1 protein-coding gene is annotated in these 220 nt (G+C 35.5%); it reads left to right on the top strand.

The genetic code is table 11. From position 1 onward, the window contains the following. Positions 1 to 5 precede the first annotated feature (5 nt). On the top strand, positions 6 to 220 hold a 215-nt coding region (locus NE619_RS19435), incomplete at its 3' end, for an ATP-binding cassette domain-containing protein (RefSeq protein ID WP_256133947.1).

Raw genomic sequence — 220 nt, forward strand, 5'->3', positions numbered from 1 at the left:
CGCTTATGCGTATATTGGCTACATTGTCAGAGCCGACAACGGGAATGGTAGAAATCAATGGGATTGATATAAAAAGGAAAAAAGAAATCAGAAAAATAATCGGTTATCTTCCACAGGAATTTTCGATATATCCAAATATGACGGTTTATTCTGCTTTAGATTATCTTGGGATTTTGACTGAACTTCCAAACAATATTCGTAAGAGGCGTATCAACGAACT

Source organism: Anaerovorax odorimutans, from assembly GCF_024459955.1.
In the GTDB taxonomy this organism is placed as follows: Bacteria; Bacillota; Clostridia; order Peptostreptococcales; family Anaerovoracaceae; genus Hominibacterium; species Hominibacterium odorimutans_A.